We start from the raw sequence: 25,391 nt of genomic DNA, 5'->3' as shown, positions 1-25,391 counted from the left end.
TCATTTACTCGCAGGGAGGGCGCCTGCACCAGGACGCGCCGGAGCGCGCCCCGGCGGGGCCCCGCCCTCCCGAACCCTTCCCCTTTCCTTCCACAAGGAGGTTACGTGCTACCTCAGATCAACACTGGCAACACGGGATTCATGATCCTCTGCGCCAGCCTCGTCATGCTCATGACGCCGGGGCTGGCCTTCTTCTACGGCGGCCTCTGCGGCCGCAAGAACGTCCTGGGCATCATGATCCAGAGCTTCGTGTCCATGGGCTGGACCACCGTGCTGTGGTTCACCTTCGGATACTCCATGTGCTTCGGCCCCACCGTGCACGGGATCATCGGCAACCCCTTCACCCACGCCTTCCTGAAGGGCATCACGCTCCACAGCCTCTACCAGGGCAACGCCGCCCTGGGCATCCCCACCTTCGTGCACGTGGCCTACCAGATGATGTTCGCCATCATCACCCCGGCCCTCATCACCGGCGCCTTCGCCAACCGCGTGACCTTCAAGGCCTACATGTGGTTCCTCACGGCCTGGCTGATCTTCGTGTACTTCCCCTTCTGCCACATGGTCTGGCATCCCGACGGCATCCTGGCCCAGTGGGGCGTGCTGGACTACGCCGGCGGCATCGTCGTGCACAACACCGCGGGCATCGCGGCCCTGGCCTCGGTCCTCTACGTGGGCAAGCGCAAGGTCGTCGACAGCATCCCCCACAGCATCCCCCTCGTGGCCCTGGGCACCGGGCTCCTGTGGTTCGGATGGTACGGCTTCAACGCCGGCAGCGAGTTCCAGGTGGATTCCGTCACCACCTCCGCCTTCATCAACACCGACGTGGCCGCGTCCTTCGCCGCCGTCACCTGGCTGGTGGTGGAATGGATGAACGCCAAGCAGCCCAAGTTCCTCGGCCTGCTCACGGGCGCCGTGGCCGGCCTGGCCACCATCACGCCCGCCGCGGGCTACGTCTCACCCGCCACCGCCGCCCTCATCGGCATCCTCGCCGGCGTCATCTGCTACTACGCCGTGGCCCTCAAGAACCGCCTGGGCTGGGACGACGCGCTCGACGTGTGGGGCGTCCACGGCGTGGGCGGCTTCATCGGCATCATCTTCCTGGGCATGTTCGCCGACAAGTCCTGGAACCCCGCCATCGTCACCAACGGCCTGTTCACCGGCGGTGGCACGGGCTTCTTCTACAAGCAGCTGGCGGCCGTGGCCATTTCCAGCGCCTGGGCCTTCGTGTTCACCTACGGCATGCTCTGGATCATCGACCGCATCACCCGGGTGAAGGTCGAGGACGGCGTCGAGGAGACCGGCCTGGACATGGGGCTTCACGGCGAAGTGGCCTACACCGACGCCCTGTAGGCCGTACCTGCACTATTTTAATGCCTGGCCCCCAAGGGCCTCCCGATAGAATCCCGGGGCGGGAGGGCGCGGCGGAGCACGCACCCCCCGCCCTTGGACTGCCCGTTGTTTCCCCCTGGAGAACCCATGCGCACGCGCCTCGCCTTCCTGCTCATCGCCCCCCTGGGCCTCGCCGCCCAGGCGCCCCCGGCCGCGGGGCCCGCCATCAAATGGCGGGGCGCCGTGTGGGCCTCGGCCGCGGCCTCGGACCGCCAGACCCCCGACGGCACCCTCTTCCTGCGCTCCGTGGACGCCGGCGAGGGCCAGCTCGCCCTGGACGGCCTGCAGCTGGGCGCGGACGTGGCCCTCCCCGAGGGGTTCGGCCTGAAGTTCACGATCCTGGGCGGCCAGACCGCGAAGGTCCTCAACGCCATGACCTTCGTTTCGGGCACCACCCCGTCGGAAACCGGGTCCCTGGCCTGGCCCGAGGCCATGGTCACCTGGACCGGCGGCAGCGAGACCCTCAAGGTCGGGCGGATGTACACGGCCATGGGCATGGAGGTCCTGGACGCCACCCAGGACACCCCCGCCTCCCGGGGCCTCCTGTTCACCTACGCCATCCCCTGCGCGCAGCTGGGCCTGAACTGGCGCCACGCCTTCAGCGCCTCCTGGAGCTCCGACGTGTGGGTGTTCAACGGCGAGGACCGGGTGCAGGACAACAACCGCGGCAAGACCGCGGGCGCCGGCCTCACCTACAACCATGGCGGCGCCGCGGACCGGTTCGCCACCCTCATGGCCTTCTCCGGCGCCGAGCAGGACGGCACCGGCGCCGCCGCGATCCCGGGGGCCGAGGGCCGGAAGCGCACCCGCCTCTCCTTCGCCGGCCAGTGGGTGTGGGGCCCCGCCACCCTCCAGTGGGAGGCCGAGCACGGCCGGGAGGCCCTCCCCGACGGCCCCAAGGCCACCTGGACCGGCCTGGGCGCCATCGGGAAGTACGCGTTCAACGACCGCTGGAGCGCCTACCTCCGCCTGGAGACCCTCCGGGACGACACCGGCCTCCGCCTCGGGGCGGACCCCTCCGTGGCCCGGGCCCTCCCCGGGGGCCCCGCCCCCGACCTCCGGGCCAACTCCGGTTCCCTGGGCCTGGAACGCCGGTGGCACGCCACCTTCACCCGCCTGGAACTGCGCCGCGACAGCCTGGACCGGGACGTGAAGGACCGGGACGGCAAGGCCTTCCGGGACGCCACCAGCCTCACCTGGAGCCTCGGCACCAGCTTCTGACCGGCCCTTCCCAGGCCCCCCCCCGGAATCCCGGCCCACCCGGCGGTTCCGGGGGGGAAATCGTCGAAGGATAAGGATCGACAATTCCCCGCCTCCCGCTAGAATCGCTCAGCCCAATCCAGAAACCAGCGAGCACTAGAATCCCGGGGCCCCCCGCCCGCGGGACCCACCTGAGGAGCGCGAGCGATGAGCGAGCATGCCTTCATCCGGGATCTCCGTGAGATCGTCGGCCGTACCAACGTCCTGGCTTCCGCGGTGGACCTCCAGCTCTACCAGTACGACGGCTACCTGGAGGAGCACCGCCCCGAGGCGGTGGTGTTCGTGGAATCCACGGAGGAGGTGGCGCGGGTGGTCCAGGCCTGCAACCGCCACGGCAAGCCCTTCGTGCCCCGGGGCGGGGGCACCAACCTCACCGGCGGCACCGTCCCCTTCGCCGGAGGCGTGGTCATCGAGATGATCCGGATGAACCGGGTGCTGGAGATCGACGTGCCCAACCTCCGGGCCCGGGCCCAGCCGGGGCTGTTCAACCTGGAGCTGGGCAACGCCCTGGCGCCCCTGGGCTACCAGTACATCCCCGACCCCGCCAGCCAGAAGGCCGCGACCCTGGGCGGCAACGTGGCCGAGAACGCCGGCGGGCCCCACTGCTTCAAGTACGGCGTAACCTCCAACCACGTCCTGGGCCTCACGGTGGTGCTCCCCGACGGCCGGGTGGAGACCTTCGGGGGCAAGGCCGCCGATACCCCGGGCCTGGACCTCACGGGCCTGTTCGTGGGCAGCGAGGGGACCCTGGGCATCTGCACCGAGGTGCTGGTGAAGATCGTGCGCCAGGCCGAGGGCGTCAAGACGCTCCTGGCCATCTACGACAGCATCGAGGAAGGCAGCGAGACCGTTTCCGCCATCGTGGCCGCGGGCATGGTCCCGGCCACCCTGGAGATGATGGACCAGCTGGTCATCCATGCCGTGGAGGCCTCCCTCCACTGCGGCCTTCCCATGGACTGCGCCACCCTCCTGCTCATCGAGGTGGACGGGCTCAAGGACGACCTGGAGTCCCAGGCCGCGGCCATCGGCGAACTGTGCAAGGCCCACGGCGCCCGGGAGGTCCGCGTGGCCAAGGACGACGCGGAGCGGGCCCTGCTGTGGGCCGGGCGCCGGGGAGCCTTCGGCGCCGTGGCGCGCCTCGCCCCCAGCTTCCTGGTGTGCGACGGGACCGTGCCCCGCACCGCCCTGCCCCAGGTGCTGAAGAAGGTGGCCGAGGTGGCCGGGAAGTACGACCTGCGCATTCCCAACGTCTTCCACGCCGGCGACGGCAACCTCCACCCCCTCATCCTCTTCGATTGGAGGGACGCGGACATGAAGGCCCGGGTCCTCAAGGCGGGCATGGAGATCCTCACCCTCTGCGCGGAGCTGGGCGGCACCATCAGCGGCGAGCACGGCGTGGGCCTGGAGAAGCTGGAGGCCATGCGCCTGGTGATGACTGAGGCCGATATCCAGGCCCAGCGCCGGGTCAAGGCGGCCTTCGACCCGGCCAACCTGTCCAACCCCGGGAAGATGTTCCCGGCCAAGGAGGTGGCGTGTGAACGCTGAACTGCGCTCCCGGCTGGAAGCCATCGTGGGCCCGGGCCTGGTGTTCGGCCCCGGCGAACCCGTGGATGGGGTGAGGCCCGCCCTGGCCGTGCGCCCCGGAACCCAGGACGAGGTGGCGGAGGTGGTCCGCGCCTGCGCCGTGGCCGGCGCCGCCATGATCCCCGCCGGGGGCGGCACCGCCATGGGCCTGGGCAACGCGCCGGCCCGCGCCGATGTGCGGGTGCACCTGGACCGCCTGGACCGGGTGGTGGAATGGGACCCCGCCAACCTCTGCATCACCGCCGAGGCCGGCATGCGCCTGGAAGCCCTCCAGGAGCTGGTGGCCAAGGACCGCACGGTGCTGCCCCTGGACCCGCCGGGCCTCCGCCGCGCCACCCTGGGCGGCCTGGTCGCGGCCGGCCAGACCGGTCCCGGGCGGCTCCAGCACGGCACCCTGCGGGACTGGGTGCTGGGCCTGCGGGTGGTGCTCCCCGACGGCGAGCGCATCCACTGCGGGGGCCGCGTCATCAAGAACGTGTCGGGCTACGACATGAACAAGCTCTTCATCCGCAGCCTGGGCAGCCTGGGCATCATCACCGAGGTGACCTTCAAGCTCCTGCCCATGCCCGCGCGGCGCGCCGCCGTCCTGGGCCGCTTCGCCGACCCGGCCCGGGCCTGGGCGGTGGTGGGCAGGACCCTGGGCTCCTTCCTCCTGCCCGAGGCCCTGGAGTTCCTGAACCCCGAGGCCGCGCGGCGCCTGGACATGGCCCCGGACACCTGCGTCCTGGCGGTGTCCCTGGCCGGAAGCCCCGAGACGGTGGAACGCCAGGCGCGGGAGTTCGGCGCCTTCATCCAGGAGGCCGGCGGCACCGCCGAGGTGCTCCGGGACGCCGCGGCGGTGCGGGCCTGGGAGGGTATCCGGGAGGTGCTGGAGGGGGCCTTCGAACCCATCCTCTGCCGCATCTCCGTGCCGCTTTCCGCCACCGCCACCCTGGTGGCGGCCACGGAGGGCATGGCCCGGGAGGCCGGATTCCGGGCGGCGGTCACGGCCCACGCGGCCACCGGGGTCCTGCGGGCCCTGCTGGTGCCCGGCCCCGATCCGCGCCCCGGGGAGGTGGCCATGGCCCTGGAGGGCCTGCGCCGGGAAGCGGAGGCCGCCGAAGGGAACCTGGTGCTGGAGGCGGCCCCCCCCCACCTGAAAGCCCGGCTCGACGCCTGGGGGACGCCCTCGGGCGGACTGGACATGATGAAGCGGCTCAAGCGCGAATTCGACCCCCTGGGGCTCTGCAACCCCGGGCGCTTCGTGGGAGGGATCTGACATGGCGACCCCCGAACTCCTCCCCCTCTACGACGCCATCGCCCAGTGCAACCGGTGCGGCTTCTGCCAGGCCGGGTGCCCCGTGTTCCGCACCACGGGCTCCGAGCATTCCCTGGGCCGCGGCCGCCAGGCCATTGGGCGCGCCCTGATCCTGGGGGAGATGGAGCTCACCCCCGAGGTGGCCGCGGCCCTGGAGGACTGCCTCCTGTGCCGGGGGTGCACCGCCCACTGCTTCCCGGCGATCCGCACGGACGAGACCGTGCTGGCCATCCGCCACGCCTACCTCAAGCGCCACGGCCAGCCCGCGTGGCAGCGCTTCCTCTTCCGGCGGATCCTGGCCGACAACAAGCGCCTGGAGAGCGCGGGCCGCCTCGCGCTCTGGGCCAAGCGCCACGGCCTGGTGAAGGTGGTGGAGAGATCCGGGGCCCTGCGCCTCGTGGACCGCCGTTTCCAGGTGACCGAAGCCATGCTGCCCCCCATGGAGGCCCGCCCCTTCCTGCGGGGCGACCAGGACCGTGTGCCCCGGCCCGGCCAGGTGAAGCACCGCGTCGGCTACTTCGCCTCCTGCGGCCTGAGCTTCGAATTCCCGGAGGTGGTGGGGGCCACCCTGCGGGTCCTGGCCCGCAACGGCTGCGCCATCACCCTCATGGACAACACCTGCTGCGGACGCCCCGCCCATGCCTACGGGGACCTGGACGCCGCCCGGGACATCGCCCGCAAGAACATCGACCACATGGCGGAGGAGGCCGAGGGCCTGGAGGCCATCGTCTCCGACTGCGGCAGCTGCAGCACCCACCTGAAGGAGTACGGCCACCTGCTCCAGGACGACCCCGTCTACGCGGACAGGGCCGCGGCCCTTTCCGCGAAGATCCGCAGCTTCAGCGAGTACCTCGCGGCCATCGGCCTGGAGGGGGACCTGCGCCCCGTGGACGCCACCGTCACGTACCACGACCCCTGCCACCTCTCCAACCGCTTCGCGAAGATCACCGCCCAGCCCCGCAAGCTCCTGAAGTCCGTCCCGGGGGTCAGGTTCAAGGAACTGCCCGAGGCCGACTGGTGCTGCGGCGCCGCCGGGAGCTACACCTTCCTGCACCACGGGGAGGCCACCGGCGTGCTGGACCGGAAGATGGGCAACGTCCAGAAGACCGGCGCCCAGACCCTGGCCACCGAGTGCCCCGCCTGCATGATGCACCTGGCCTACGGCGCCCGGCGCAAGGGGCTGGAGGTGCGGGTGCGGCACGTGAGCCAGATCCTGGACGAGGCCTACGCCGCCGCCCCCTGACCGCACAGACCGGCGCCCCGGAGGCGCCCCGGAATCTCCCGTCCGGGAGGGCGAGCGGTCTGTGCTCATCTACGGTTTGACATGAACCCGCATTGTTGACAACTTTGGTTGTGTTAAGTTCATCTCGCCCGCCGGGTATCGGCGAGAGGAGCGCCTGTGGCGAAAACCGAGACGGTCCCCGACATTACCAGTCTTACCCGCGAACAGAGGGTCGGCCTCTTCCGCACCATCTACGCCTCCCGGCGCATCGACGACCGGGAGATCATGGGCAAGCGCCAGAACAAGGTGTACTTCCAGATCAACGGCGCGGGCCACGAGGCCCTCCAGGCCGCCGCCGCCCTCTGCCTCGTGCCGGGCAAGGACTGGTTCTTCCTGTACTACCGGGACCGGGCCCTGTCCTACGCCCTGGGCGTGTCCGCCCGGGACATGTTCATGGGGTCCGTGGGATCGCGCCTGGACCCCGCCACCGGCGGCCGCATGATGCCGGGCCACTGGTCGGATCATAGGATCAATATTTTCACCACTTCGAGTCCAACCGGCACCCAGTTCCTCCAGGCGGTGGGCGCGGCCGAGGCCCTCCTGCGCGCGGAGCGCGAAGGCCTCCAGGGGCGCCTGGGCATGACCTCCGACGAGGTGGTGCTCGTCACCAGCGGCGACGGCACCGTGGCCGAGGGCGAGTTCTGGGAATCCGTGAACAGCGCCGTGAACCTCCAGGTCCCCCTGGTCTACCTCATCGAGGACAACGGCTACGCCATCTCCGTGCCCACCGAGGTCCAGTACCCCGGCGCCAACGTGGCCGCCCTCCTCAAGGGCTGGGAGGCCCAGGGCCTGAAGGTGATCGACGGCGTCGACGGCTGCGACCCGGTGGCCAGCTACGAGGCCGTGCGCGAGGCCGTGGCCCATGCCCGGGCCCGCAAGGGTCCCGCCCTGGTGCGCGCGCGGGTGGTGCGCCCCTACTCCCACTCCCTTTCCGACGACGAGCAGCTCTACAAGACCCCCGCCCAGCGCGAAGACGAGGCCCGGCGGGACCCCCTGGCCACCTATCCCGCCCGCCTCCTGCGGGAGGGCCTGCTCACCCCCGGGGAGCTGGAGGCCCTCAAGGCCGAGGTGGACGCCGAAGTGGACCGGGCCTGGGAGGAGGCCGCGGACGCGCCGCCCCCCGAGAGCGGCACCGGCTCCCGGCACCTCTACAGCGAGGAGGTGGATCCCACGTCGGCCGCCTTCGACCGGGAGGCCCACGCCGGGGACCAGGGCACCGGCGCGAAGACCATGATCGATCTCATCAACATCACCCTGAAGCAGGAGATGGCGGCCAATCCGCTGATCCTGGCCTTCGGGGAGGACGTGGCCGACGCCAGCCGCCCCGAGATCCTGGACGAGCTCAAGGGCAAGGGCGGCGTCTTCAAGGCCACCCACGGCCTGCAGCGCATCTTCGGCGAGAACCGGGTCTTCAACTCCCCCCTGGCCGAGGCCACCATCGTGGGCCGCGCCATCGGCCTCGCCGCCCGGGGCTTCAAGCCCGTGGTGGAGATCCAGTTCATGGACTACATCTGGCCCGCCATGCAGCAGATCCGGGACGAGCTGGCCACGATCCGCTGGCGCAGCGACAACCACTTCAAGGCCCCCGTGGTTATCCGGGTGCCCATCGGCGGCTACCTCATGGGCGGCTCCGTCTACCACAGCCAGTGCGGGGAGAGCTCCTTCACCCACATCCCCGGCCTGCGGGTGGTCTACCCCAGCCGGGCCCTGGACGCCGCGGGCCTCCTGCGCACCGCCATGCGCTGCGACGACCCGGTCCTCTTCCTGGAGCCCAAGCACCTCTACCGCCAGACCCACAACAAGGGCAACGACCCCGGCCCCGATTTCATGATCCCCTTCGGCAAGGCCCGCACCGTCCGCGAAGGCACCGACCTCTCGGTCATCACCTACGGCAGCACCGTGTACCGAGCCGTCCAGGCCGCGCGCCAGGCCGAGGCCGAGGGCCTCAGCGTCGAGATCCTCGACCTGCGCACCCTGAACCCCTACGACTGGGACGCCATCGTCGCCACCGTCAAGAAGACCCGCCGCGTCCTGGTGGCCCACGAGGACACCCTCCAGTGGGGCTACGGCGCCGAACTCGCCGCCCGCATCGCCGACGACCTCTTCTTCGAACTGGACGCCCCCGTCAAGCGCCTCGCCGCCCAAGACACCTGGGTCGCCTACCACCCCGCCCTCGAGGACGAAATCCTCCCCCAGTCCACCCACTTCCTCGAAGCCTACCGCACCCTGGCCCGGATCTAGGGCCGGGTTCCCGTTCGGCGCGCCGCAGGTTCGGTGACGCAGGCAAGCTGCGTCACCGGAAAGCTCACCGCTGCGGGTTGTGGAAGAGTGTTCGCACACTCCGGCTTCGCTGCGCGGGGTGGTGAACCGGAGGCGGAGGCTCTCCGGATGGACCTACGCGTCAGGGCCACGCTGCGAGTCGCGGGCCTTGAAGATGGATTCGCGCCGACGTTGACCAGTCAGCGTCGGCGCGAATCCACCCTCCGCCAGGACCACTCGCAGCGTACCCCCGATGGATAGGCCTTCCCGGAGAGAGGAGCTCCTCCCGCCGCCCACCCCCCCAATGAAGCCGGAGTGTGCGAACACTCCACCACAACTCGCAGCGGTGAGCCCTCCGGTGACGCAGCTTGCCTGCGTCACCGAACCCGCGGCGCGCCGAACTGGAACCCGCCCGAATCTACCTGCGGGGCTTTTCGAGGGTGTTGTTGTGCTTGAAGGAGCCGATGAGGAGGTTGGCGTCCTCCTCCACCTGGCCCGTGTCGAGGACCTCGCTGCCGTTCCAGAACTTCTTGTTCAGGTAGTTCACCTGGTAGCCGGCGAGTTCGGGGAAGCTGCGCAGGACGGCGAAGACCAGGTGCACCAGGGGGTCCGAGGTGGCGTTCTGGATGGCCGTGGCCTTGTTGAGGAGGAGGTTGTTCTCGTACCGGTTCAGCATCCGGGAGTAGAACAGGACCTTGCCGTTGACGGTGATGTGGGAGCCGTCGGTGGCGATGGTGTAGACCTTGCCGGTGGCGGTGACGTCGAACTTGAACTCGGCGCCCCGCTTGAAGGCGGTGAGGAGGCTCTGGAACTTGGGGTGCTTGATGTAGGAGATGCCGTAGTCGATCTTCTTCGGGGCCAGCTTCAGCTCCCCCTCGGTGGGGCCGTACATCATGTGGTTGTACCGCATGGCCTCCAGGCGCTCTTCGGGCGTCTGGCGCTTTTCCTTTTCCTTCTTGGGGGCCTTGGGTGCCGCGGTCATCGGGGTCCTTTTCAGTGGTGGGCGGGGGCCGGAGCGCCGGGGGCGGGGGTGTAGTCCACCTTGCGCCCGAAGACCAGCCAGAGGCCGAACAGGGTCTCGATGGCCACGCCGAAGCCCCTCAGGAGGCCCAGGGAGCCCTGGAACCAGTCGTAGCCGTGGCTCAGGATCCCGGTGAGGATCATGGCGGCCCCGTAGGTGACCAGGAAACCGCCCCATCGGGCGGCCCAGGGCGAGGCCGGCCTCACCTCGGAGGGGAGGGCCTCCCGGGGCTCGGACAGTTCGCCCAGGAGCTGGGTGCCCTGGAAGAGCAGGATGGCCGCCAGGACGTACAGAGAGATGTAGAACAGCATCACGCGCTCCTCATGCCTTACAGGAATAGCACGGAACGGGCCTCCCGGAACAAAGTCCTTGACCCAATCAAACGATTGATTAAGATCAAGGAAGCTTGATCATCCGATTGATTAAGTTCCTTCGAGGCCCCCATGACCCAGCACGACCCGGAAACCTCCTCCCGGACCCGCCTCATCGAAGCCGCCATCCTCTGCTTTGCGGAGAAGGGCTTCGACGCGACGGGCATCCGGGAGATCGCCCAGCGGGCCAAGGCCAATTCGGCCCTGGTCCAGTACCACTTCGGCGGCAAGACCGGCCTCTACGCCGAAGCGTTGAGGCACATCTTCCGGTCCCGCCCGGAGATGGCTCCCCCCATGCCGGCCGGCACCGGGGGACCCGAGGACCGGCGCCTGGCCATGGCCACCCTGGGGGAGATCGTCGAGGGCCTCATGGACGAGCTCCTCGCCTGCGCGGACGGAACCGAACTGGACCGGGCCAGCCTCCTCCTGGTGACCCGGGAGCTGCAGTCGCCCCGCCAGGACGTGGCCGACCTGATCCTGGAGCACCTGCGGCCCACCATGGACCGGCTCCTGGCCTGCATCCGGGTGCTCCGGCCCGACCTGGAGACCCTCCAGGCCCATGAGTACATGAACAGCATCCTCGCCCAGGTGGTCCACCTCCACAACAACCTCAAGCTGGTCCGCCTGATCCGGAAAGAACCCGACTATCCCCAGGATTTCAAGGCCGTGGCCCGGCACATCACCGAATTCAGCCTCCGGGGCCTCGCGGTCCCCGAAGCGTTCCCAGGAGCATGACCATGGTGTTCTTCCCCCCCGCGGCCGACGTGGCCCAGCTTCCCCCCACCCCGCCCCAGGCGCCGCCCCTGGCCTTCGACCTGGCCGGGGCCCTGGCCCGCGCCCGGGCCGAGAATCCCCTGCTCCAGGCCTCCAAGGCCCGCGTGGACGAGCGGCGCGGGCTCATCACCAGCACCCGGGCCGATGCCCTGCCCCAGCTCTCCCTGAACGGCGATTTCACCCGCGTGCGCGACGTGTCCCTGCTCAACAGCAACCTGGGCAGCGTCGTGGGGGCCTTCGGCATGGCGCCCTCCAGCCTCGTGTCCCCCACGACGGTCTACACCACCTCGGCCAACGTCTCCCAGCCCCTCTTCTACTGGGGCAAGCTGGGCACGGCGGTGAAGATCGCCCAGATGGGGGAGAAGGAGGCCGCCTTCGCCTACACCACCGCCGAGCTGGACACCCTCCACGGGGTGGCCAAGGCCTACATCGGGGTGCTGGCGGCCCAGGCGGAGCTGGAGGTGGTGCAGACCCGCCTCAGGACCGCCGAGCAGTTCCTCAGCGACGTGAAGGCCAAGCTGGAGGCCCAGAGCGCCACGGAACTGGACCGGCTCCGGGCCGAGAGCGAGTACCTGGGCGTGGTGCCGGAGAACCTCCAGGCCGAGGCCACCTACAAGCGCGCCATGGAACTGCTCAACGGCCAGCTGGGCCTGGATCCCCGGACCCCCCTGAAGCTGAGCGACCCGGGCGCCCCCGACACCCGCCTTCCCGTGTCCACCGGCGAACGCAGCGAAATCTCCCAGTTCCGGACCCAGGAGGCCATGTACCGCGCCAACGACCAGATCATCAAGTCCGACCTGAGGCCCAAGTTCGACTTCAACGCCTCGTACGGGTACCAGGCCAACAAGACCCCCAATCTCTTCCACGAGCCCTACGACACCTGGCGCGTGAACGTCACCATGAAGTTCCCGGTCTTCGACGGGCTCCGGGCCTCCGGCAAGCGCGCCCAGAACCGGGCCCAGCTGGAGCAGGTGGCCCAGGCCCGCATCGACAAGGAGCGGGCCATCGCCGTGGAGCGCAGCAGCGCCGAACGCGAGATGGCGAAGGCCCTGGCCTTCCACGACGCGGCCCAATCGGCCTACAACGCTGCCCTGGAGGCCCTGCGCAACAGCCGCGAATCCTACGACCAGGGCCTGATCACGTCCCTGGACCTCCTCCAGGCCGAGCGCACCGAGCGCCAGCAGGAGAGCCAGCGCCGCCGGGCCCAGCTGGGCGTCTGGACCGCGCTCTTCGACTACCGCCGCTCCTGCGGCCTCCCTCCCCTTTGATCGTCCCGGATCCCACGAGGTAACCCATGAGCAGCCCCAGAATTCTCGTCTACGCGGCCCTGCCCGCCGTCCTCATCGCCGGGACCATCGGCGTCCACCAGTACCGCAAGCACGCGGAGATCGTCCGCCAACGCGCCCAGAAGCAGGAGGGCCTCGTCCCCGTCACCCTCGCGGGCGTGGAGAACCATTCCTTCCGGGGGGCCATCGCCTTCACCGGCACCCTCCTGGCCGTGAACCGCGCCGAGCTCAAGGCCGAAGTGTCCGGCCGGGTCACCCGGGTCATCGTCCAGGAGGGGGACCGCGTGGGAGCCGGCGCCGTGCTCTCCGCCCAGGACGAGGACGATCTCCTCCTGTCCGTCCAGGCCGCCGAAGCCCAGCTCGCCCAGGCCCAGGCCCAGGCCCAGCAGGCCCGCCGCGACAACGAGCGCGCCCAGAGCCTCCTGGAGAAGCGCAGCGTCACGCGCCAGTCCGCGCAACAGGCCGAGACCAACTACAACGCCGCCATGGCCATGGTCCGCGCCGCCGACAGCAACCTGGGCCTGGCCAAGAGCCGCCTGAGGAAGTCGCGCATCACCTCCCCCTTCGCGGGCGAGGTGGCCCAGCGCCTCATCCAGCCCGGCGAGATGCTCGCCCCGGGCCAGACCGCCTTCACCGTCGTGGACAACCGCAAGCTGGAGATCCAGGCGGACCTTCCCGCCGAGGCCGTGGCCGCGGTGAAGCAGGGCATGAAGGCATCCTTCCGCATCGCCGGCTTCGACCAGCCCTTCGAGGCCACCCTCACCCAGGTGAGCGGCTCGGTCATGCAGGACGGCCGGACCCTGCGGGTGCGCATGGAGGTGCCCAACGCCGACGGCCGCCTCAAGAGCGGGCTCTTCGCCGAGGGCGTGATCCTGGGCGACGGCGAGGTCCGGCGCCCCGCCCTGCCCAGCGCCATCCTCACCGCCGTGGGCCGGGACGCCGACGTCTTCGTGGCGGAGAACGGCGTCGCCCGGCGCAGACGGATCCTGGTGGGCCCCGACCAGGGCGGCTGGCGCTCCGTGGACGGCCTTCCCGTGGGCGCCCAGGTCGTGGCCCAGGGCCGCGACCTGGTGGCCGACGGCACCCGCCTCCAGCTCGAAACCGAAAAGGGGAAGTGAGCCATGTTCCTTTCCGATCTATCCATCAAGAGGCCCGTGCTGACCACCTGCGTCATGCTGGCCCTCGTGGTCCTGGGCCTCTTCTCCATCAAGGGCCTGGGCCTCGACAGCTTCCCCAAGGTCGACATGCCGGTGGTCACCATCAGCGTCGTCTACCCCGGCGCCAGCCCCGACGCCGTCGAGCAGGACGTCATCAAGAAGATCGAGGAGGCCGTCAACCCCATCGAGAAGGTGCGGGAGATCAGCTCCACCAGCCAGGACGGCCTGGGCACCGTCACCGTCGAGTTCGAGATCGAGCGCGACGTGGACAAGGCCCTGGACGACGTGCGCAGCAAGGTGGGCCAGATCCGGCGCAACCTGCCCGACACCATCAAGGAACCCATCATCCAGAAGTTCGACCCCGCCCAGCTCCCCGTCCTGAGCCTCATCGTCAAGCCCGACGACGCCCACAAGGGCATGGGCAACCGCGAGGTCACCCGCATCGCCGACGAGTTCCTCAAGCGCCGCCTGGAGAACATCCCCGGCGTGGGCAAGGCCGAGGTGGTGGGCGGCTCCACCCGCAACATCCTGGTGCAGGTGGATCCCCAGAAGCTGGAGTCCCTGGGCCTCACCCTGCCCCAGGTCATGAACGCCCTGGGCCAGGACACCATGGCCATCCCCAGCGGCAACCTCCTCACCGAGACCCGCGAGATCAGCGTCCGGGTCGACGCCAAGGCCCGGAAGGTGGAGGACTTCAACAGCGTCGTCGTGGGCAACCAGAAGGGCCGGCCCATCGAGCTCCGCGAAGTGGCCACCCTGGTGGACGGCATCAAGGAGAAGCGCAGCCTGGCCCGCATGGACGGCACCGACGCCGTGGCCCTGGAAATCCAGAAGCAGATCGGCGGCAACACCGTGGCCATGGTGCGCAGCGTGGACGCCGCCGTGGAGCGCCTGAAGCCCGACCTCGCGAAAATGGGCGTCACGACCGTGAAGGCCAAGGACAACTCCAAGTTCATCAATGATTCCGTCGACGACGTCGTGGTCTCCATCGTCCTGGGCGGCATCCTCACCGTCATCATCGTCTTCTACTTCCTCAAGAGCTGGCGGTCCACGATCATCACCAGCCTCACGCTCCCCGTGTCCGTCATCAGCACCTTCACCATCATGAAGGTCCTGGACTTCACGCTGAACACCATGACCCTCATGGCCATCTCGCTGGCCATCGGCATCCTCATCGACGACGCCATCGTGGTGCGGGAGAACATCACCCGCCACGCCGAAATGGGCAAGGACCACATCACCGCGGCCCGGGAGGGCACCGCGGAGATCGGCCCCGCCGTCATCGCCACCACCCTGTCCATCCTGGCGGTGTTCATCCCCGTGGCCTTCATGGGCGGCATCGTGGGCAGGTTCTTCTTCTCCTTCGGCATCACCGTCGCCTTCGCCGTGGCCGTCTCGCTCTTCGTGAGCTTCACCCTGGATCCCATGCTCAGCGCCGTGTGGCCCGATCCCGAGCACGAGAAGGGCTACCAGGAGTCCCACCACGGCCACCGCCACTTCATCATGAAGACCGTGGACTGGTTCAACGACAAGCTGGACGGCTGGGAGAAGGCCTACAAGAGCGCCATCACCTGGGCCATGGGCCACCGCTGGACGGTGCTGGGCATCGGCCTGGCGAGCTTCGCCCTGGCCATCGTCCTCATGCCCCTCCTGGGCGGCGACTTCATGCCCGACTACGACCGCGGCGACTTCCAGGTGGGCTTCAAGGTGGAGTCCGGCGCCAGCCTCGAGGCCTCCCGCCGCAAGGCGGCCCAGCTCGAGCAGATCATCTCCACCCGCCCCGACGGCAAGGAGAACAAGGAGGTCGAGCACGTCTACACCACCATCGGCACCGGCCTGAACGGCACCATCACCGAGGGCACCATCTACGTCAAGCTTTCCGAAGGCCGCCGCCGGGACATGGTCTACATCCGCCGCGAGCTGCGGGACCGCTTCCGGGCCGTGCCCGGGGTGGAGACCGACATCTCCGCCGTTTCGGACTTCGGCGACAGCAAGCCCATCGCCCTGGCCGTCATGTCCCCCGACCGCAGGGCCATGGAGCAGGCCGAGCCCATCGTGCGGGACCTGCTGAAGGGCATCGACGGCGTGGTGGACGTGTCCAGCAGCAAGGACCTGGGCAAGCCCGAACTGCGCCTGGCCGTGGACCGCCGGCGGGCCTCGGACCTGGGGGTCTCCCCCATGGCCGTGGCCAACCTGGTGCGCCCCCTGGTGGACGGCGTGGACGTGGCGAAGTTCGAGGACCCCGGCACCGGCGAGCAGTACGACGTCACCGTGCGCCTTTCGGACGCCAACCGCTCCCGGGGCGACCTGCTGGAAGGCATGACCGTGGGCTCCACCAAGAAGGACAAGGCCGGCAACAACCTCCAGGTCAAGCTCAGCAACGTGGCCCGCTTCGAGGAGACCACGGCCCCCGCCAAGCTCCAGCGCCGCGCCCTGCAGTCCCAGATCCTCATCTCCACCAACAAGGAGGGCCGGACCCTCAACGAGGTGGTGGCCGACGCCAACGTGAAACTGGCCGCCCTGAAGAAGAAGGGCACCCTCCCCGAAGGCGTGGAGGTGGCCTTCACCGGCTCCGCCCGCAACAACAAGGAGACCGCCGGCTACATGGGCACCGCCATGCTCATGGCCGTGGCCTTCATCTACTTCGTCCTGGCCAGCCAGTTCGAGAGTTTCAAGCTCCCCATCACCATCATGCTGAGCCTCCCCCTTTCCATGGTGGGCCTGGTGATGATGCTGCTCATCACGGGCGACGCCCAGAGCATGATGACGAGCATCGGCCTCATCCTCCTCATGGGCCTGGTCACCAAGAACGCCATCCTCCTGGTGGACCGCGCCCTGCAGAACATCCGGGAGGAGGGCATGAGCCGCAAGGACGCCCTCATCGAGGCCGGCACCACCCGTCTCCGGCCCATCCTCATGACCACCTTCGCCATGGTGGGCGGCATGCTCCCCCTCTTCCTGGCCCTGGGCGCCGGCGCCCAGATGCGGGCCCCCATGGCCCGTGCCGTGGTGGGCGGCATCATCACCTCCACCCTCCTCACCCTCATCGTCATCCCGGTCTTCTTCGACCTCCTGGACGCCTTCACCTGGAAGAAGGCCTGGGAAAGGATCCGGACCGCGCTGCGGAAGTAGGGCCGGCAGACCGAAGGCGCCCGCGGCCATGCTGCGGGCGCCTTTCCCTTGCCTCCCGTCCAAGCGATCCCTGCCGGGGGCCGCAGGTTTGTTCCGCCGGGTTCCCGTCCTGAGCCCCGACCCATAGGGGTCCCATCCCCGGGCGCCGACCCATCGGTAGCGCGATCCCAGCAGCAAGCTGCTGCGATTGCGCTTGCCGTGATCCATTGAGAACGTGTTGTCGAGGAGGTGGGACGCGCTCTTCGCGGCATACGGCCCACCTGGACCGCACCCGGAGGCCGTTCCGAAAGGGAGCCCCCTCCCCACTCATCCCCCCCTCCATCAATGGACAACGGCCAGCGCATTCGCAGCAGCTCGCTGCTGCGAATGCGCTACCGGTGGGTCGGGGCCCGGGGATGGGACCCCTTTGGGTCGCGGTTCAGGCCTGGAACCCGGTGGAACAAACCTGCGGCCCCCGGCGGGGACGCCTCGGCCCCTCCGGGAAATCCAAACCCACCCGGCCTCAGAGCTCGATGCGGGTGCCGAGGACGTTGAGGAATTTGGCGATCCAGTCGGGGTGGGCGGGCCAGGCGGGGGCGGTCACGAGGTTGCCGTCCACGTGGGCCTTGTCCACGGGGATGTCCACGAATTTCCCGCGGGCCTCGGTCACTTCGGGGCCCACGGCGGGGTAGGCGGTGCAGGGGCGGCCTTCCAGGACGCCGGCGGCGGCCAGGATCTGGGGGCCGTGGCAGATGGCGGCGATGGGCTTGCCGGCCTTGGCCATGGCCCGCACCAGGTCCAGGACCTTGGGGTTGAGGCGCAGGTACTCGGGGGCGCGGCCCCCGGGGATGACCAGGGCGTCGTAGTCCTCGGCCCGGGCCTCGGCGAAGGAGGCGTTCAGGGTGAAGCGGTGGCCGGGCTTTTCGGAATAGGTCTGGTCGCCCTCGAAGTCGTGGATGGCGGTGCGCACGAAGTCCCCGGGCTTCTTGTCCGGGCACACGGCGTGGACGGTGTGGCCCACCATCAGGAGCATCTGGAAGGGGACCATCACTTCGTAGTCCTCGACAAAATCACCGACGAGCATCAGGATCTTCTTCGCTGCCATGGAGGCCTCCGGGATTGATTCCTGTGGAATTCTAGTCGGCCCCAGGGAAAAGTCGCCAAGAAAATGGTCGGCTGGGTAATCGCACGTGTCCCCGACGTTCGGCCCGGGTCGTTGCTGCGGGCCAAGCCCGCAGCAACGGAAAGCGCTCCTTTCATCCATGGGACTGTGTTGTCACCCATTGGCCCCGACCCACCTGGGGGGCTCTCTTCGCGAGTTTCGACCAGGATGCTGGCTCGCGCCGAATGCTGAATGCGTTAAGCGGCAAACGCTTGAAACCGGGGTCAGCGGATCTGGGGTCGGGATGGCTTCAATGGGTTGGGGGAGGTGCGCACCAGGCAGCGTCGGCGCCCACCGGCGCCGAAAGGTCTATCGCGAAGCGGATCCATGAAAACGTGGGAGCCGCTCCTCGCCAGGGACCTCCAGGAGAGGCTTTCCGTTCCGGCTTCCGCTCCGCTCAACGAAGCGAATGGGCGGAGCACCGACTTTGTGTCCGTTCTGTCATCCCCGTCCTCGCCGGCTTAGCCGGCGAGGACGAACCGGGGCGAAGGTCTGGGACACGTATGATTAGGAAGCTAGGGCAAAACGGTGAAGACGGCCGAGCTGGAGGCGGTGGTGCCGAAGGCGGAGACGCTCACGACGCCGGTGGTGGCGCCGTCGGGGACGGTGACGGTGATGGTGTTGGCGTCCACCACCACGTAGTTGGCGGCGGGGCCGCCGGTGAAGGTCACGGATTCGGCGCCGATGAAGCCGGTGCCGGTGAGGGTCAGGGTGGAGCCCACCTTGCCGGACAGGGCGGAGAGGCCGGTGACGGTGGGGGTGACGGTGAAGATCACCGGGGAGGCGGTGGCGCCCAGGGCGTTGGTGACGGTGATGAAGCCCGTGGCGGCGGCGCTGGGCACCGTGACCGTGAGGGTGGCCGCGTCGGTCACCGCGAACTTCGGCGCGTCCGCGCCGCCCACGGTGACGTCCGAGACGCCGGTAAAGCCGCTGCCGGTGAGGGTCACCGTGTCGCCCACGGCGGCCTTGACGGGGGTGAGCCCGGTGATGACGGGCGCGTTGACGGCGTCGGGGACGAAGGTGAAGCTGGTGGAGCTGGCGGCGGTCAGGCCGTTGGTGGTCACCGTGATGGGGCCCGTGGCCGAGCCCGCCTTGACGTTGGCCTTGATGGTGTTGGAATCGATGACGATGAACTTGGATTCCACCGCGTTGCCGAAGGTCACCGACGTGGCGCCCGAGAATCCGGTGCCCGTGAGGGTGACCAGCGTGCCGGAGGGGCCGGTGGCGGGGCTGAAGCTGGACAGGGTCGGGGTCACGAGGAAGCGCGTGTCCGACGTGGCCGAGCCCAGGACGCCCGTGAGCTGGATGAAGCCGGAGGCCGCGGCCGCGGGAACCTGGATGCTCATGGCCGTGTCGCTGGTGACCGTGAAGTAGGCGCTGACCCCGCCGATGGAGGCGCCGGCGACGCCGGTGAACCCGGAACCCGCGAGGACCACGTAATCGCCCACGGCGGCCTGGGCGGGGGTGAAGGAGGTGAGCACGGGGGCCGTGACGCCTCCGCCCGAATAGGTGAAGGTGGGCGACGTGGCCGTGAGGGAGACGCTGCCGTTGACGGTGGTGACGGAGATGGGGCCGGTGGACGAGCCCAGGGGGACCACCGCCTGGATCTGGGTGGCGCTGTTGACGTAGAAATTGGCCGCGGGGCCGGTTCCGAACTTGACCACCTGGGATCCGGTGAAGCCGGTGCCGGTGAGGGTCACGGTGGTGCCCGGGGAGCCGCTGGTGGGGCTGATGGCCGTGACGGTGGGGATGACGCTGAAGGTGGTCGTGCTGCCGCCGCTGCCCAGGGAGTTCACGACGCCGATGACGCCGGACATGGCCCCGTCGGGGACCGTCACGGTCAGGGAATTGTTGTTGTTGCGCTTCCAGTCCGCGGTGACGCCGCCGACGCTCACGGTGGTGGTCCCGTCGAAGCCCGAGCCCGAGACTTCGATCTTGGAGCCGGTCAGGCCCTGCGTCGGCGTGAAGGAGGTTATGACCGGTACCGACGAGGCCGCGGGGCTGTTGCTTTTGTGGCACCCCACCGTTCCAACGATGCAGGCGACTGTCACCAACGACCAGCAGTATCGAGCGACCATTTCCGTATTCCTTGCGAAAAGGAGACCATCCCAGGGAGGGGAGAAGCCTGGAATGTGCTGATAAAATTGACAACCCCAAGGCAGGTTAACGGTTCAACCCGAGGGGGGTCAAGCGTCCAGGGGCTCGGCGAGAAGGCGGAGAAATTCCTCCCCGTACGTCTCCAGTTTCTTGGGCCCAACTCCACTGATAGCCATCATTTCCTGGGGGGTTCCGGGCTTGAACCGGGCCATCTGGTGCAGCGTCGTGTCGCTGAAAACGATGTACGCGGGGAGGTTCCTGCGGTCCGCGATCTGCTTGCGCAAAGCCTTGAGTTTCAAGAATAAAACCGCATCCTCCCCCCCCTCGACGGGGGCGGGGGCGGCGGGCTGCGGATTATGAAAATTTCCCTTGGGAACCTTTGGCTTCTTGCCGGCACGGAAGTCGCTCAGCGCCGCCGCCAGCGGGATTTCGCTGAGCACGTCCCGCCCCGTGCAGGCGTCGCAGGAGCACCCGCAGGCCTCGATGCGCTCGCCGAAGTGCCCCACCAGCGCGCGGTGCCGGCAGGTGCGGTTCTCCGCGAAATCGTACATGGCGCGGATCTGCTTGCGCTGCACCTGGGCGACGGCGGGGTCCAGGCCGTCCAGGAACCGCTCCAGGCTCATGACGTCCGCCCAGGAGTAGAACAGCACGCAGTCGGCGTCCGCGCCGTCGCGGCCGGCGCGGCCGATCTCCTGGTAGTACCCCTCCAGGCTCTTGGGCAGGTCCCGGTGGATGATGTAGCGGATATTGCTCTTGTCGATGCCCATGCCGAAGGCGATGGTGGCGGTGACCACGTCCACGTCGTCCCGGCGGAAGGCCTCCTGGGCGGCCTCCCGGGCCTGGGCGTCCAGCCCCGCGTGGTAGGCCATGGCCCTCACGCCCCGGCTCCGCAGGTACTCCGCCGTGGATTCCGTGGATTTGCGCGACAGGCAGTAGATGATCCCGCTCTGCCCGGGCCGGGCCCGGACGAGGTCGAGGATGGCCTCGCGCACCGCGGGGCCGTCCCCGCCCTTCTTCACGGCGTGGAGCCGCAGGTTGGGCCGGTAGAAGGAGCCCAGGTAGTCCAGGGGCGCGTTCATGCCCAGCTGCGCGATGATGTCCCGGCGCACCTCGGAGGTGGCCGTGGCCGTCAAGGCCAGCACCGGCAGGTGGCCGAACCGCGCCTTGAGGCCCGCCAGGTTCCGGTAGGCGGGGCGGAAGTCGTGCCCCCAGTGGCTGATGCAATGGGCCTCGTCCACGGCGATGAGGCGAAGGTCCAAACGATCAAGCAGCGGGCCCACGCTCTGCTCGATGCCCTCGGGCGCCGCGTACACCAGTTCGTATTCCCCCCGGTGCAGCTGCCGGATGCGCTCCAGCCGTTCCCCGGATTCCAGGGACGAATTGAGGAAGGTGGCCCGCAGCCCCGCGTCCACGAGGGCGTCCACCTGGTCCTTCATGAGGGCGATGAGGGGCGAGATGACCAGGGTCGTGCCCCCCAGGAGCCGCGCCGGCAGCTGGTACGTGAGGGACTTGCCCGCCCCGGTGGGCATCACCGCCAGGCAGTCCCGGCCCGCCATGACGGCGCGGATGACCTCCTCCTGGCCGGGGCGGAAGGTGTCGAAGCCGAACACCGACTTGAGCCGGGCCTTGAGGTCGGGTTCCTCCCTCAGGGCCCCCGCGATCTCCTTCAGGGTGGCGATGGCCGCGGCGCTGAAGGCCTCCGGCTCGGCGCGGTAGCGGTCCCGCAGGGCCCCCAGGGACTGCCGGCACGCGTCCCGTTCCCCGGATTCGAACAGGAGGCGCAGCGTCTGGATATCTTTTTCAAGGGGCATGGACCACCGGGCAAGACTCCATTGTCAGGCCTCGGGGCCCGGATGCCAAATGCCGGTCCCGCCCGGCATTCATGTTCACTGCTTCTTCCTTGGGGCACACTGGTTCCATGAGCAGTCAAGACCGCGCCGCCCTGAACGACCTCCTCCGCCTCCTGGACGCCCGGGCCCTGGAGGATCCGGGGGCGAGGTTCCGCTGGACCTCCCCCACCGCCCTCGCCCTCATCCTCGCGCGGTGGACCACGGAGGAGGGCCGGCAGAAGACCCTCTGGGTGGACGCCCCCACGGAACTGGAGGCCCAGACCCTGGCCCACGACCTGGCCGTGGCCCTCCCGGACGCGCGGGTGGCGCACTTCCCCGGCTTCGCCCCCTTCGCCGGCGGCGAGTCCAGCCCCCCCTTCGTGGTCACCCGGGACCGCCTGGCCACCCTCATCGGCCTCCTGGAGCACCGGGTGCAGGTGCTGGTCACGGGCCCCCTGGCGGCCCTGGAGCGGCTGCCCCACCCCACCTGGTTCCAGCGCCAGAAGCTCGAGCTGGCCCAGGGCACCGAGGTGCCCCGGGACCTCCTGCTGGAGACCCTGGTGGCCCTGGGCTACCGCCGCACGGAGCTGGCCGGGAGCCCCGGGGAGTTCAGCGCCCGGGGCCTGGTGGTGGACCTCTGGCCGGACCACCTCGACGCGCCCCTGCGCCTGGAGTTCTTCGGGGACGAGCTGGAGCGGCTCAGCCCCTTCGATCCCGAATCCCAGCGCCGCAGCGGGGACCAGCTCCAGGCCATCACCCTCTACCCGCGCTTCGAAGGCGAGCGCGGCAATGGGGACCCCCTCCTGGCCGCGGTGGAGAGCCGCGCCTCCCTCACCCCCGAGCCCGAGGACGACCTGGAGTTCCGGCGCTCCCGCCTGGCCTCCCAGGGGCACTTCCCGGGCGAGGAGCTGTTCTACCCCATGCTGGCCCAGCCCAAGGGCCAGCTGGCGCACTGGGTGCCCCCGTGCCTGCGGGTGCGCCTGGAACCCCAGTGGGAGGCCGCCGTGGCCGACCGGGAGCGGGCCCGCATCCAGGAAAGCCTGGCCGTGCTGCGCCGGGGCGGCGTGGTGTGCCCGGAATTCGAGGACCGGTTCCTGGAGACCGACCCCAGCCGCACCACCCTCCTGCTCACGGAATGGCAGAGCGAGGCCACCGTGGCCCTGCAGGCCACGCCCCCGCGGGAGTTCCATGGCCGGCTCGGGGACCTGGCGGAGCACCTCCAGGAGCTGGCCCTCTCCGGCCACCACATCTTCCTGGCGGGCTCCACCCCGGGCATGCGGGACCGGTTCGGCGAGATCTTCCAGGAGTATGAGCTGCCGGTGTCCTTCGGAACCCAGCCGGGATGCCGCACCGTGCACCTGCCCCTGTCGGCGGGCACCTTCCTTAAGGAGCCCCGTATCCTGGTGCTCACCGAACGGGAGGTCTTCGGGCGCAAGGCCCTGGCCGCCCCCCCCAAGCGCAGCCGCTCCGCGCCCTTCCTTTCGGACCTTCGGGACCTCAAGCCCGGGGACCGGGTGGTGCACCTGGACCACGGCATCGGGGAGTTCCTGGGCTTCGGCGCCCTGAACATCGGCGGCGAGGAGCAGGAAGTGGTCCAGCTCCGCTACGCCGACGGCGGCAAGCTCAACGTGAGCCTGGAGCGGGCCGACCTCATCCAGCGCTTCGTATCGCCCGACGGAGGCCTGGCGCCCCTGGACAAGCTGGGCGGCGCCTCCTGGGCCAAGGTCAAGCGCCGGGCCAAGAAGGCCATCCGCGACATGGCCGAGGAACTGCTCAAGCTCTACGCCCAGCGCAAGCTGGAGGCGGGCCACGCCTACCCCCCGGACGGCCCGGAGATGGCGGAATTCGAGGCCACCTTCCCCTTCGAGCCGACCCCCGACCAGATCGAGGCCACCGAGGCCATCAAGGCCGACCTGGAGCGGCCCGTGCCCATGGACCGGCTCCTCTGCGGGGACGTGGGCTTCGGCAAGACCGAGGTGGCCATGCGGGCCGCGGCCAAGGTGGCCCTGGAGGGGCGCCAGGTGGCCGTGCTGTGTCCCACCACCATCCTCTGTTTCCAGCATTTCCGCACCTTCAAGGAACGCTTCTCGGCCTTCCCGGTGCGGGTGGAAATGCTCAACCGCTTCGTGGACGCGGCCGAGACCAAGGCCATCCTCCAGGACGTGGAGGCCGGCAAGGTGGAGATCGTCATCGGCACCCACCAGCTGCTGGGGGCCCGCGTGAAGTTCAGCGACCTGGGCCTGGTGGTCATCGACGAGGAGCAGCGCTTCGGGGTGAGCCACAAGGAGCGCCTCAAGAAGATGCGCGCCAACGTGGATGTGCTGGCCATGAGCGCCACCCCCATCCCCCGCACCCTGCACATGAGCCTCACGGGCCTGCGGGAGATGAGCCTCATCGAGACCCCGCCCCGGAACCGCCTGGCCATCGAGACCGTGGTGGCCCCCTGGTCCGACGAGCTCATCGCCACCGCCATCCAGTTCGAGCTGCGCCGGGGCGGGCAGGTGTACGTGGTGCACAACCGCGTGGAGTCCATCGTCACCGTGGCCACCCGCATCCGCGAACTGGTGCCCGACGCGCGGGTCGGGGTGGGCCACGCCCAGATGACCGACGAGGCCCTGGAGGCCGCCATGCTGGGCTTCATGGAGGGCCGCATCGACGTCCTGGTGGCCACCACCATCGTGGAGAACGGCCTGGACGTGCCCAACGCCAACACCCTCATCGTGCACCGCGCCGACACCTTCGGCCTGAGCCAGCTCTACCAGCTCCGCGGACGGGTGGGGCGCAGCGACGTGCCCGCCTACGCCTACCTCCTCATCCCCGGCAAGGGCGAGATCAGCGAGGACGCCCGCAAGCGCCTCCAGGCCCTGGAGGACTTCTCGGAGCTGGGCTCGGGCTTCCGGGTCGCGGCCCAGGACCTGGAGCTGCGCGGGGCCGGCAACATCCTGGGCGGGGAGCAGTCCGGGCACATCCACGACATCGGCTTCGAGCTCTACATCAAGCTGCTGGAGGAGACCCTCCAGGAGCTCCAGGGGCAGCCCAGCGGCACCTTCGAGGTGAAGCTCGAACTGGGCGCGGCCCAGCTCTCCCGCCAATGGGTGGACCAGGCATCGGAGCGCCTCGTGGCCTACAAGCGCGCCTCGCGCCTTCGCACGGAGCGGGACCTGGAGCTGTACCGCCTGGAGCTGGAGGACCGCTTCGGCCGGATCCCGGAGCAGGACGAGGAGAGCGCGCGCTTCTTCGAGCTGCTGCGGGTGAAGATCCTCGCCCAGGCCCTGGCCGTGGGCGAGGTGTCGGCCGAGAAGGGCCGCCTGAAGCTGCGCCTCTCCCCCCAGACCCCCGTGGACCCCGGAAAGCTCATGGCCTGGGTGCGCCAGCAGAAGGGGGGCCAGTTCAACCCGGACGGGACGGTGCTCGTCGCCGCTCCGGCCCCGGGGGACGCGGCCATACGCCAGGCCCAGGAGATCCTCGGGGCCTGGGCCGCATTCTAAAGGTGGCCTGACCCTTTCCAGTCT

The 25,391-nt window shown here is 69.4% G+C and carries 16 protein-coding genes; 11 read left to right on the top strand and 5 right to left on the bottom strand.

Going from position 1 to position 25,391, the window contains the following annotated elements; all coding sequences use genetic code 11:
* Nucleotides 1-141: 141 nt before the first annotated feature.
* The 6 genes from R2J76_RS02905 (at nucleotide 142) to R2J76_RS02880 (ending at nucleotide 9,053) form a co-directional block, all read left to right on the top strand.
* On the top strand, nucleotides 142-1,350 hold the full coding sequence (locus R2J76_RS02905) for an ammonium transporter (RefSeq protein ID WP_394366818.1): 1,209 nt from the start codon (nucleotides 142-144) through the stop codon (nucleotides 1,348-1,350).
* Nucleotides 1,351-1,476: 126 nt separating this feature from the next.
* Entirely contained in the window at nucleotides 1,477-2,610 is a 1,134-nt protein-coding gene (locus R2J76_RS02900) for an outer membrane beta-barrel protein (RefSeq protein ID WP_316414280.1), read from the top strand.
* Nucleotides 2,611-2,796: 186 nt separating this feature from the next.
* Nucleotides 2,797-4,194, top strand: coding sequence for an FAD-linked oxidase C-terminal domain-containing protein (locus tag R2J76_RS02895; RefSeq protein WP_316414279.1), 1,398 nt, complete (start codon nucleotides 2,797-2,799; stop codon nucleotides 4,192-4,194).
* Nucleotides 4,184-5,491: an FAD-binding oxidoreductase gene (locus R2J76_RS02890; RefSeq protein ID WP_316414278.1), complete on the top strand. Its 1,308-nt coding sequence runs from the start codon at nucleotides 4,184-4,186 to the stop codon at nucleotides 5,489-5,491. Before R2J76_RS02895 ends, R2J76_RS02890 begins: the two co-directional genes overlap by 11 nt.
* A gap of 1 nt (nucleotide 5,492) precedes the next feature.
* Entirely contained in the window at nucleotides 5,493-6,773 is a 1,281-nt protein-coding gene (locus R2J76_RS02885; RefSeq protein WP_316414277.1) for a (Fe-S)-binding protein, read from the top strand.
* Nucleotides 6,774-6,929: 156 nt separating this feature from the next.
* Nucleotides 6,930-9,053 carry an alpha-ketoacid dehydrogenase subunit alpha/beta gene (locus tag R2J76_RS02880; protein ID WP_316414276.1) on the top strand — a complete coding sequence of 708 codons (2,124 nt, stop codon included), beginning with the start codon at nucleotides 6,930-6,932 and terminating at the stop codon, nucleotides 9,051-9,053.
* Between the two features lie 436 nt (nucleotides 9,054-9,489).
* Here the strand turns inward: R2J76_RS02880 and R2J76_RS02875 are convergent, their stop codons facing one another.
* Both R2J76_RS02875 and R2J76_RS02870 read right to left on the bottom strand, forming a co-directional pair.
* Entirely contained in the window at nucleotides 9,490-10,053 is a 564-nt protein-coding gene (locus tag R2J76_RS02875; RefSeq protein ID WP_316414275.1) for a hypothetical protein, read from the bottom strand.
* An 11-nt stretch (nucleotides 10,054-10,064) separates the two neighbouring features.
* A complete protein-coding gene (locus R2J76_RS02870) occupies nucleotides 10,065-10,403 on the bottom strand; it encodes a hypothetical protein (protein ID WP_316414274.1) in 339 nt (112 codons plus the stop codon).
* Nucleotides 10,404-10,535: 132 nt separating this feature from the next.
* Between R2J76_RS02870 and R2J76_RS02865 the strand changes: the two genes are divergently transcribed.
* The 4 genes from R2J76_RS02865 to R2J76_RS02850 are packed head-to-tail and all read left to right on the top strand — an operon-like array spanning nucleotide 10,536 to nucleotide 16,812.
* Nucleotides 10,536-11,198, top strand: a complete 663-nt coding sequence (locus tag R2J76_RS02865) for a TetR/AcrR family transcriptional regulator (protein WP_316414273.1) — start codon at nucleotides 10,536-10,538, stop codon at nucleotides 11,196-11,198.
* Nucleotides 11,199-11,200: 2 nt separating this feature from the next.
* A complete protein-coding gene (locus R2J76_RS02860) occupies nucleotides 11,201-12,505 on the top strand; it encodes a TolC family protein (RefSeq protein ID WP_316414272.1) in 1,305 nt (434 codons plus the stop codon).
* Nucleotides 12,506-12,531: 26 nt separating this feature from the next.
* Entirely contained in the window at nucleotides 12,532-13,641 is a 1,110-nt protein-coding gene (locus tag R2J76_RS02855; protein ID WP_316414271.1) for an efflux RND transporter periplasmic adaptor subunit, read from the top strand.
* Nucleotides 13,642-13,644: 3 nt separating this feature from the next.
* Nucleotides 13,645-16,812, top strand: coding sequence for an efflux RND transporter permease subunit (locus tag R2J76_RS02850; protein WP_316414270.1), 3,168 nt, complete (start codon nucleotides 13,645-13,647; stop codon nucleotides 16,810-16,812).
* Nucleotides 16,813-17,314: 502 nt separating this feature from the next.
* On the opposite strand, the gene R2J76_RS02845 is transcribed toward R2J76_RS02850, so the two are convergent.
* The 3 genes from R2J76_RS02845 to R2J76_RS02835 all read right to left on the bottom strand — a co-directional run bounded on the left by R2J76_RS02845 (nucleotide 17,315) and on the right by R2J76_RS02835 (nucleotide 21,861).
* Nucleotides 17,315-17,896 (bottom strand): DJ-1/PfpI family protein, encoded by a 582-nt coding sequence (locus tag R2J76_RS02845; RefSeq protein WP_316414269.1) that lies wholly within the window; start codon nucleotides 17,894-17,896, stop codon nucleotides 17,315-17,317.
* Nucleotides 17,897-18,468: 572 nt separating this feature from the next.
* Nucleotides 18,469-19,977, bottom strand: a complete 1,509-nt coding sequence (locus R2J76_RS02840) for a beta strand repeat-containing protein (protein ID WP_316414268.1) — start codon at nucleotides 19,975-19,977, stop codon at nucleotides 18,469-18,471.
* Between the two features lie 162 nt (nucleotides 19,978-20,139).
* A complete protein-coding gene (locus R2J76_RS02835; protein ID WP_316414267.1) occupies nucleotides 20,140-21,861 on the bottom strand; it encodes a RecQ family ATP-dependent DNA helicase in 1,722 nt (573 codons plus the stop codon).
* Between the two features lie 107 nt (nucleotides 21,862-21,968).
* On the opposite strand from R2J76_RS02835, the gene mfd reads away from it, so the two are divergent.
* Nucleotides 21,969-25,367 carry a transcription-repair coupling factor gene (gene mfd / locus R2J76_RS02830; protein ID WP_316414266.1) on the top strand — a complete coding sequence of 1,133 codons (3,399 nt, stop codon included), beginning with the start codon at nucleotides 21,969-21,971 and terminating at the stop codon, nucleotides 25,365-25,367.
* The last annotated feature ends 24 nt before the right edge of the window (nucleotides 25,368-25,391 follow it).

This window comes from Mesoterricola silvestris, assembly GCF_030295405.1.
GTDB classification, from domain to species: domain Bacteria; phylum Acidobacteriota; class Holophagae; order Holophagales; family Holophagaceae; genus Mesoterricola; species Mesoterricola silvestris.
Note: the sequence above shows the minus strand (reverse complement) of the source record. Positions and strands in the feature narration are given on the sequence as shown.

Excerpts from the sequence above, each read along its gene's own strand:
- R2J76_RS02905 (WP_394366818.1), top strand. The coding sequence starts at position 142 with ATGATCCTCTGCGCCAGCCTCGTCATGCTCATGACGCCGGGGCTGGCC.
- R2J76_RS02865 (WP_316414273.1), top strand. The coding sequence starts at position 10,536 with ATGACCCAGCACGACCCGGAAACCTCCTCCCGGACCCGCCTCATCGAA.
- R2J76_RS02850 (WP_316414270.1), top strand. The coding sequence starts at position 13,645 with ATGTTCCTTTCCGATCTATCCATCAAGAGGCCCGTGCTGACCACCTGC.
- R2J76_RS02845 (WP_316414269.1), bottom strand. The coding sequence starts at position 17,896 with ATGGCAGCGAAGAAGATCCTGATGCTCGTCGGTGATTTTGTCGAGGAC.
- R2J76_RS02885 (WP_316414277.1), top strand. The coding sequence starts at position 5,493 with ATGGCGACCCCCGAACTCCTCCCCCTCTACGACGCCATCGCCCAGTGC.
- R2J76_RS02900 (WP_316414280.1), top strand. The coding sequence starts at position 1,477 with ATGCGCACGCGCCTCGCCTTCCTGCTCATCGCCCCCCTGGGCCTCGCC.
- R2J76_RS02895 (WP_316414279.1), top strand. The coding sequence starts at position 2,797 with ATGAGCGAGCATGCCTTCATCCGGGATCTCCGTGAGATCGTCGGCCGT.
- R2J76_RS02875 (WP_316414275.1), bottom strand. The coding sequence starts at position 10,053 with ATGACCGCGGCACCCAAGGCCCCCAAGAAGGAAAAGGAAAAGCGCCAG.
- R2J76_RS02870 (WP_316414274.1), bottom strand. The coding sequence starts at position 10,403 with ATGCTGTTCTACATCTCTCTGTACGTCCTGGCGGCCATCCTGCTCTTC.
- R2J76_RS02835 (WP_316414267.1), bottom strand. The coding sequence starts at position 21,861 with ATGCCCCTTGAAAAAGATATCCAGACGCTGCGCCTCCTGTTCGAATCC.
- R2J76_RS02860 (WP_316414272.1), top strand. The coding sequence starts at position 11,201 with ATGGTGTTCTTCCCCCCCGCGGCCGACGTGGCCCAGCTTCCCCCCACC.
- mfd (WP_316414266.1), top strand. The coding sequence starts at position 21,969 with ATGAGCAGTCAAGACCGCGCCGCCCTGAACGACCTCCTCCGCCTCCTG.
- R2J76_RS02855 (WP_316414271.1), top strand. The coding sequence starts at position 12,532 with ATGAGCAGCCCCAGAATTCTCGTCTACGCGGCCCTGCCCGCCGTCCTC.